Below are 7615 nucleotides of genomic sequence, written 5' to 3' on the forward strand. Positions count from 1 at the left end.
CCCGCTGCCCCGGTACTGGTGAAGCCCGGCTCAGCGCGTGGGGAGCGGGGTGCGCGGGGACGTGGCGCGGCTCTGGCGGCGGGCGGCCGCGCGGAGTGCGCGGTAGAGGAGCCGCGCGTCGCCCAGGCGGTGGCGCAGCAGCCGTTCGAGGCCGCCGATGGGCACGAGGTTCTGCGGGGCGCGCGGGTCCTTGTAGTCGACGCCCGCCAGCGGCGGCAGGGCATGGGTGAGGGAGTCGGCCAGGCGTACGAGGTCGTCGAGCGGCAGGTCGGCGCTCGCCTCGCAGCGGACGACGCCCGCCCACGGCATGTCGGAGGTGGCGGGCAGCCGGAGGTACCAGGTGTGGCGGCGCCAGCTCGTCCCCATGAGGAAGACCGGGGTGCGCTGGCCGGGCAGCAGCTCCGACACGGTGGCGGCCTGCGGGGCGGGCAGGTAGGCGGTGTGGTGGGATTTGACGTAGCCGACCGTGCGCGGCAGGTGTGTGCGGCCCCGCAGCGGCCCGTCCACCAGCAGCAGGTCCTCCTCCCCCGCCTCGGCCCTGTGCCGGACGGCCAGCTCGACCTCCAGCTGGGTGAGGTGCCGCTGCAGGGCCAGGGTCAGCTCGTCGGCCCCCGGGCCGGGAGCGCGGCGGGCGCGGTAGGCGGCGGCGCCGGTGATGACGTCGCCGGCGTACGGGGAGGCGCTGAACAGCGACCTGCTCACCTCGACGGCGACCGGCGCGGCCCCTGCCCCCGGCGCGCAGCGGACGATCCCGGCCGCGCATGAGGCCGCGATGCCGGGCAGCGCGGTGGGGTCGCCGTCGGCGTACGTCCACAGGCGCGCGTCGATGCGGCGCACCCCGTCGGCGATCAGCAGCACCTCGGGCGGCGCGACGCCGGGGCCGGGCGTGATCGGGCGCCAGCGGGCGGCGGCCAGCTCGACGTCGAGGTCCAGCTCGGCGCTGGTGGCGTCGAGCTCGGCCAGCGCCTCGGCGTCGAGCGCGGCGGAGTAGGACGGGTCCCACGCGTCGACGGTGAACCCTGCCGTCATGCGGTCATCCTGGACAAATGTGACCCCTTGGCGTCGCGGCCGACCTCGAAGCGTACCGGGATGCGCTCGGCCAGCGCGGGCACGTGCGTGACCACGCCGACCATGCGGTCGCGGCCGGCCGCCAGGCGTTCGAGCGTGGTGGCCACCGTGTCGAGGGTGGCCGGGTCGAGGCTGCCGAAGCCCTCGTCGAGGAAGAGCGAGTCGAGACTGCGGGCGGCGGTCGCCGACAGGCCGGCGACCTGGTCGGACAGGGCCAGCGCCAGCGCGAGCGCGGCCTGGAACGTCTCGCCGCCCGACAGGGTGCGCGCGTTGCGCCGCATCCCGGCCTCGGCGTGGTCGATGACCTCGATCTCGTTCCTGGCGCCGAGCGCGAGTTCGTACTGGCCGTCGGACAGCTCGCGCAGGGTCTCGGAGGCAGCGGTGACGAGCAGGTCGAGCGCCTCGGTGCAGAGCCACCGCTCGAAGGCGTCGGCCCGCAGGCACTGCGCCAGCTCCTTGGCGACCCTGGCCCGCTCCTCCTCCTTCTCGACGCGCTCGCGCAGCTCACGGGCGGCCGCCCGATTCTCCCTGACCCTGTCCAGCCACGCCTGCGCCTGCGCGACGGCCGCACTGACCGCCTCCCCCAGCGCGGCGGGCCGGTCGGGTACGGCCACGTCGTGCTCGGTGAGCTGGGCGACCACCGACGTCCACAGGGCGCGGGCCTGCCGTTCTGTTCCGGCGATGCGGGCCTCCTGGCTCTCCAGCGCGGCGCGCTCGCGGCCTTCCGCCTCCTCGCGCCAGGCCAGCAGGGCCGTCCAGGCGTGGTGCAGGTCGGCACGGTCGAGCGGCGGCGCGCCGAGCGGGACCACGGTGTCGCGGGCGGCCTCGATGTCCCGCCAGAGCCGCTCGGTCCGGCCGGCCAGCTCGTCGGCCCGCTTCCTGGCTTTGGAGAGCTCGGCCCGGGCCTCCCGCGCGGCCCGCCGCGCTCCGGCCGCCCGCCGCTCCGCCGCCCGCCCCGCCGCCACGCGGCCTTCCAGCTCACTTCGCCACGCGGCGATCCACTCCCGCTCGACCCGCCCGTAGAAGGGCTCCACCGCAGAAGGGGGCCGCGCCTCGTGCTGCCCGTCGCCGGCCCTCTCCCCGGGCGCTTCGGCGGCCGTCCCCGGGCGGGCTCCCGCGTCGATGCCGGGTTTCCCCTCCCACCCCGCCTCCTGTTCCTGCAAGACGCCGGACAGCTCCTTGCGCAGGGTGGTGGCGCGGGTGGTGAGGTCGTCGACCGTGCGGTCCAGGTGGCGGAGTCCGGTGAGGGCTTCCGTGTGTGCGCGGCCGGCCTGGTCGGCCTCGCGGCGGGCCGTTTCGAGGCGCTTCCCGGCGGCGTGCAGGTCCGCCGTGGCCGGGTGGCGGGGCAGGGTGGTGACGGGTTGCAGGCAGGTGGGGCAGCGGTCGCCGACGACGAGGCGGCGGGCCAGGTCGGCGCCCGCGTGGGCGTCGCGGAGCCGGTCGCGGGCCTGCTCGGCTTCGGTCGCCGCGGCCTCGAGCGTGCGGGAGCGGGCGGCCAGCGGTTCGAGGGCGGCGCGGGTCTCCGCGGCCTGTGACTCGGCGGCGTCCAGGTCGGCGAGCAGACGTTCGTACGTCTCCAGTGCCTGGAGGAGCTCCAGCAGCACGGCGGGATCGTCGTGGGCGGCGAGCTCGTCCTCGGCGCGCTGCTCGGCGGCCTCGGCGGCGGTCACGGTCTCGGTGAGCGCGGCGACCTCGCCGGCGGCGGCGCGGGCGCCGGAGGCGAGGGTGGGGACGTCGGCGGGCAGGGCGAGCGCGGTCAGCGCGGCGAGCCGGTCGCGTAGCGCGTCGCGTTCGCCGGCGAGGCGGCGCAGCTCCTCGTCGTGGCCGCGCAGCGCCTCCAGGTCCGTCCTGATCCGCGCGTCGAGGGCGTGCAGGGCGGCGAGCCGGTCGGCGGCGGCGCGTTCGGCCGGCTCGTCGGCGTCGGTGAGCCTCGCCAGCCGCTCGCGGGCGAAACCGGCGGCCTGTGCGGCGGCCTGCTCCTCCTGGACCGCGCGCCGGCGGACGCGTTCGTAGACGTCGGCGTCAAGGAGCTGGACGAGCAGGTCCTGGCGTTCGCGCGGCTGGGCGTGCAGGAACTCGGCGAACCTGCCCTGCGGCAGCACCACGCACTGCGTGAAGAACCGGTACTCCAGCCCCGTGACGCGCTGCACCTCGCCGGTCACCGCGGCCCCCTCGGCGACGGGACGGACGACGGCGGCCAGCAGGTCCTCCAGCTCTGCCGACGCGGGCACGGACGGGTCGAGCTCGTCCAATCGGGCCTCGGCGGTGTGCACCTTGCCCCTGGCGTCGCGCCTGAGCGCCCGCACCACGGCGAGCCTGCGTCCCGCGCTCTCGAAGACCAGGGCGACCTTGGCGGAGACGGCGGACGGCGCGAGGGCGTGAGCGATGACGTTCTCCTTGCCCCAGCGCGGCACGGTGCCGTAGAGGGCGAAGCAGATGGCGTCGATGAGCGTGCTCTTGCCCGCACCGGTGGGACCGACCAGGACGAAGTAGTCGACGCCGGAGAAGTCGACGGTGGCCGGCTCGCGGAAGCTGCCGAAGTCGTGGAGGTGCAGCCGCAGCGGGCGCATCAGCCGGTCACCTCCTCGTGCAGGCGGTCGAACAGGGCGGCGACGCGGTCGTCGTGGCGGCCGGAGGCGGCGAGGTAGTCACGGAAGAGGTCCCGGGGGCTGCGGGCCGGGCCGTCCGCGGAGCTGCGGCGGGCGTCGCGTACGGGACGGAAGCGCTCGTGGACGGTCACCTCCAGCGCCGTGGGCAGGATCTCGCGCACGGTCTCGGCCAGCCCTGGCCTGGGCGGCTCGGTGACGACGACCCGCAGCCACGTCTCCGCCAGGCCGGGCGCCATGGCAGCCAGCTCCTCCAGCGTGCCCGTCCTGGTGGCCAGCGCGCGGGCCGAGGTGATGGGCGCCTCGCGCACCTGGGCGGGCCGCCCCGGCTCGACGGTGACCAGCAGCGCGCCGGGCGTGTTGTCCTCCTCGCCGAAGTCGACGGCGAGGGGCGAGCCGCTGTACCAGATGGGGCAGGGGCCGGGGATCTGCTGGCGGCGGTGCAGGTGGCCGAGCGCGGCGTACTGGGTGGCGGGCGGGAACGCGGTGGGCTCGAAGTAGTAGGAGAAGATCGACTGGGCGCGCCGCTCGCCGCCGCCGAACCGGCCGCTCGGCAGCGTGCCGTGGGTGGTGACGAGGTTGACGGTGCCGGCGGAGAAGCCGTCGGTGAGCGCGCCGACCAGCTCGGCGATGCGGGCGGCGTAGTCGCGGTTGTGCTCGGCGGGCGTGCCGGCGAGCACTTCGGCGGCGCGTACGACGTACCGATGCGACAGGAACGGCAGCACGGCCAGCCGCACGGGCTCGCCGGAGCGGGCGGTGAAGGCGAGGGTGCCGCCCTGGTCGGGACGCCGGAACGCGCCGACGACGTGGATGCCGAGCTTGCCGAGCACCGGCCGGTAGACCTCCAGCAGGTGCGGGTTGTCGTGGTTGCCGGCCAGGACCACCACGTCGCGCCCGCCCTCGTGCAGCGCCATCAGGGCGTTGAGCACCAGGGCCTGCGCTTCGGGGGTGGGGGCGCTGGTGTCGAAGAGGTCGCCGGCCACGAGCACCGCGTCGACGTCCTCGCTGCGGGCCAGCCGGACGAGGTCGCCCAGGACGGCGCGGTGCTCGTCCATGCGGTGGCGGCCCTTGAGCACCTTGCCGACGTGCCAGTCGGCGGTGTGCAGGATCTTCATGCGCTCGCCTGACCTAGAAGGGCGGGATGTCGTCGTCGGCGCCCGGCAGCCCGGCGAACGGATCGGCTTCCCGGCGCGCCGCGGGCCGCTGGGCCGCCTCGGCGGGGCGGGTGGCCCAGGCGGGGAAGGGGAAGGTGACGGCGAGCGGCACGGGGATCTCGGGCTGGGTGACGAACATGGTGCCGGGCCTCGCGATCGTGGCGCGGTCGCGCGTGGTGGCGGGCAGCCAGCCGTACTCGGGGCGGGTGGCCTCGGCCGGGTCGAGGCGGCCCGCGACGCGGACCGAGCAGTTGGCCACGATGCGCCGCTCGACCTCGGAGGCGGTCTGCTGGGCGCCGATGAGGATCACGCCCAGGGACCGGCCGCGCTCGGCGACGTCGAGCAGGATCTCCTTGATGGGCGACTCGCCCTCGCGGGGGGCGTACTTGTTGAGCTCGTCCAGCACCACGAACAGCAGCGGCTTCGCGGTGCCGGCGCTCTCCTTGCGGGCGAACTCACCGCGCAGCGTCACGCCGACCACGAACCGCTGCGCCCGCTCAGGCAGGTTGTGCAGGTCGACGATGGAGACCTGAGCGTCGGACGTGCCGATCGCGTGCGGCCGGCCGCCGGGCAGGTCGCCGCGGACGATCGGCGACAGCGCCCTGACCGCGCCGCGCAGCCTGCGCAGGAACGCGTTGACGGTGCCCAGCGGGGTGGGCGCGCCGGTCCAGGCGGCGCGGGTGCCCTCGTCGGCGAGCTGCGCGCCGACGACGTCCACCAGGTCGCCGAACGTGCGGCAGATCGGGCCGCTCTCCTCGCCCTGGCGGCGGATCCGTACGGCGCCGCCCTCGCCCACCGGCTCGGCCCACGCCTGCAGCCTGGCCGCGACCTGGCCGACGAGCAGCGAGTATTGGGCCCGCTCGTCGTCGGCGTCGCTGAAGACGAAGCGCAGCAGCTCGTCGGCGCAGAACTCGGCCAGCGTCCAGTAGTAGGCGCTGACGTCGCGGGTCCTGGCCGAGACGTCGGGCACGCCGTTGGGGTCGCGGGGGCGCGGCGGCGCGAACACGTGGACGCTGCCGAACGGCCCGGCGGGCAGGCCGAGCCGGGCGTACTGGGCCGTGGCGGCGGCGTCGCGGCGGGTGTTGGCGTGGTCGAGGAACAGCAGGTCCTCGCCTTTCACCGAAAAGATCAGGGCTTTGGTGTTGGCGGCCTCCGCACCCAGCACGCCGGAATTGAATATCGAATAGATGAGAAATGTGGCGAATGACGTCTTCGTCGCCACGCCGGAAACGCCGGAGATCGACACGTGGGCGCCGCGGGTGCCGTCGAGGAAATCGAAATTGACGTACATCGGCTGCCCGTCGCGGCCCAGCCCCATGGGGACGCGCCGGTCCATGACGTCGAAGTAGAGCGCCTGGTCGCGGTCGCCGCTCTCGGCGCGGTAGACGGGCGCGCCGGGCAGCGGCGGGACGAAGATCTCCGGCTCGACCCGGGTGACGCGCACCTCGGCGCACTCGACCACGGCCGCCGGGAGCGCGCCGTCGGCGATGAGGAAGACGTCGGAGTCGAAGCCGGCGCCCTCGTGACGCGCCTCGACGGCCGACACCACGCCCGCGACCAGCACCGGGCCGTAGTCGGGGGTGTCGCGCCTGGTCACCACCACGTCGTCGAGCTGGACGACGCGGCCGGGCTCCAGCCCGACCCAGAACGACAGCGGGGAGGCGGCATGCGTGCCGAGCACCCTGCCGACCGCGTCACCCGACGCGGCGGTCCCGCCCGTGGGGCTGCCGGCGGGGCCCCTGGTGAGGCCGTTGGCGGCGCTCGCCTCCGTCTTCTCACTCACCGATGCTCTCCCGCCCGGACGTTCACGTTCTCCCCGCAGAATCCTAACGACCGCTCTGCCATCATTTGGCACTGTCGCGGGGGAAATGCGGCACGTATCAGCCGGGCGACCTGCCCTTGCTCTCTTTCGTCAAATGACGGTAAAGGAAATGCGATCAGCGGGCGTAGCGGCGGGCGTGCGGGCGGTGCTCGCCGTAGCGGCGGGCGTGGTGCAGCGCCTCCAGGAACGCGCGGGGACCGTCGAAGTCGGGCATCTCCAGGTACGCGGCCCCGATCCCGTCCGGGTCGTGGGCATCCGAGCCCACGGTGCCGGGCAGCCCGTACGCCCGAGCCGCCCGCAGCGCGGCCCTGTTGTGGCGTTGGTCCTCGATCTTGGCGTTGAACACCTCGACGGCGTCGATCAGCCCGTCCCGGCACAGCTCGTCCAGGTGCCCGCCGAGCCCTGAGCGCTCGGGGTCGTACGGGTGGGGCGCGCACACCAGCCCGCCCTGGGCGCGGATCCGCCGGATCGCCTCACGGGTGGGCAGCACGTACGGCACCCGTTCCGTCAGGAAGAGCCCGAGCACCTCGCCGGACCCCGTACGGACCTCCTCGCCCGGCACGACCCGGCACCCGACGGCTCGCGACAGGTCGTCCGCAGTGCCGGCGAGGTGGTTGTGGTCGGTGAGGAACACGACGTCGATGCGGTGCGCCGCGACCCGCTCGGCGAGCCGGCCGAGCGTCGTGACGGCGTCACCGGACGCCACGGTGTGCACGTGACAGTCCACCCGCACCCACCCACCGGGCACGGCCCGCTCCGTGCAGGGCGGCAGCGCCGGCTCGAGCGCGCGCGCACCGGACGTCACGGGTTCCGCTCCCCCGGCGAGCTTGGCGAGCCGACCGAACCAGGCGAACCACACGGGCCCGCCGAACCTGTCGAACCTGTCGGCCCCGGCGCGGGCGGGTCCTTGCCCGCCGCCGCGAAGACCGCCCTGGCCCGCGCCCACAGCTCCGCCCGCAGCCCCG

At 75.1% G+C, this 7615-nt stretch carries 5 protein-coding genes; all 5 read right to left on the reverse strand.

Translation table 11 applies throughout. The annotated features are described in order from the left end of the window. Positions 1–30: 30 nt before the first annotated feature. Positions 31–1029, reverse strand: a complete 999-nt coding sequence (locus AB0K12_RS21900; protein WP_364563923.1) for a hypothetical protein — start codon at positions 1027–1029, stop codon at positions 31–33. Further along, on the reverse strand, positions 1026–3638 hold the full coding sequence (locus tag AB0K12_RS21905; protein ID WP_364563926.1) for an SMC family ATPase: 2613 nt from the start codon (positions 3636–3638) through the stop codon (positions 1026–1028). Before AB0K12_RS21905 ends, AB0K12_RS21900 begins: the two co-directional genes overlap by 4 nt. Continuing rightward, complete coding sequence (locus tag AB0K12_RS21910) at positions 3638–4789, reverse strand: exonuclease SbcCD subunit D (protein WP_364563929.1); 1152 nt, start codon at positions 4787–4789, stop codon at positions 3638–3640. Before AB0K12_RS21910 ends, AB0K12_RS21905 begins: the two co-directional genes overlap by 1 nt. Positions 4790–4802: 13 nt before the next feature. After that, positions 4803–6611 (reverse strand): ATP-binding protein, encoded by a 1809-nt coding sequence (locus AB0K12_RS21915; RefSeq protein WP_364563932.1) that lies wholly within the window; start codon positions 6609–6611, stop codon positions 4803–4805. Between the two features lie 154 nt (positions 6612–6765). Next, positions 6766–7615 (reverse strand): PHP-associated domain-containing protein (locus AB0K12_RS21920; protein ID WP_364563935.1); only part of this gene is annotated, 850 nt, incomplete at its 5' end.

It is taken from the genome of Nonomuraea sp. NPDC049419 (assembly GCF_040676995.1).
In the GTDB taxonomy this organism is placed as follows: Bacteria; Actinomycetota; Actinomycetes; order Streptosporangiales; family Streptosporangiaceae; genus Nonomuraea; species Nonomuraea salmonea.

What these genes read in the sequence shown, in the direction of transcription:
- AB0K12_RS21905 (WP_364563926.1), bottom strand. Translation starts at nt 3,638, where the DNA reads ATGCGCCCGCTGCGGCTGCACCTCCACGACTTCGGCAGCTTCCGCGAG.
- AB0K12_RS21900 (WP_364563923.1), bottom strand. Translation starts at nt 1,029, where the DNA reads ATGACGGCAGGGTTCACCGTCGACGCGTGGGACCCGTCCTACTCCGCC.
- AB0K12_RS21910 (WP_364563929.1), bottom strand. Translation starts at nt 4,789, where the DNA reads ATGAAGATCCTGCACACCGCCGACTGGCACGTCGGCAAGGTGCTCAAG.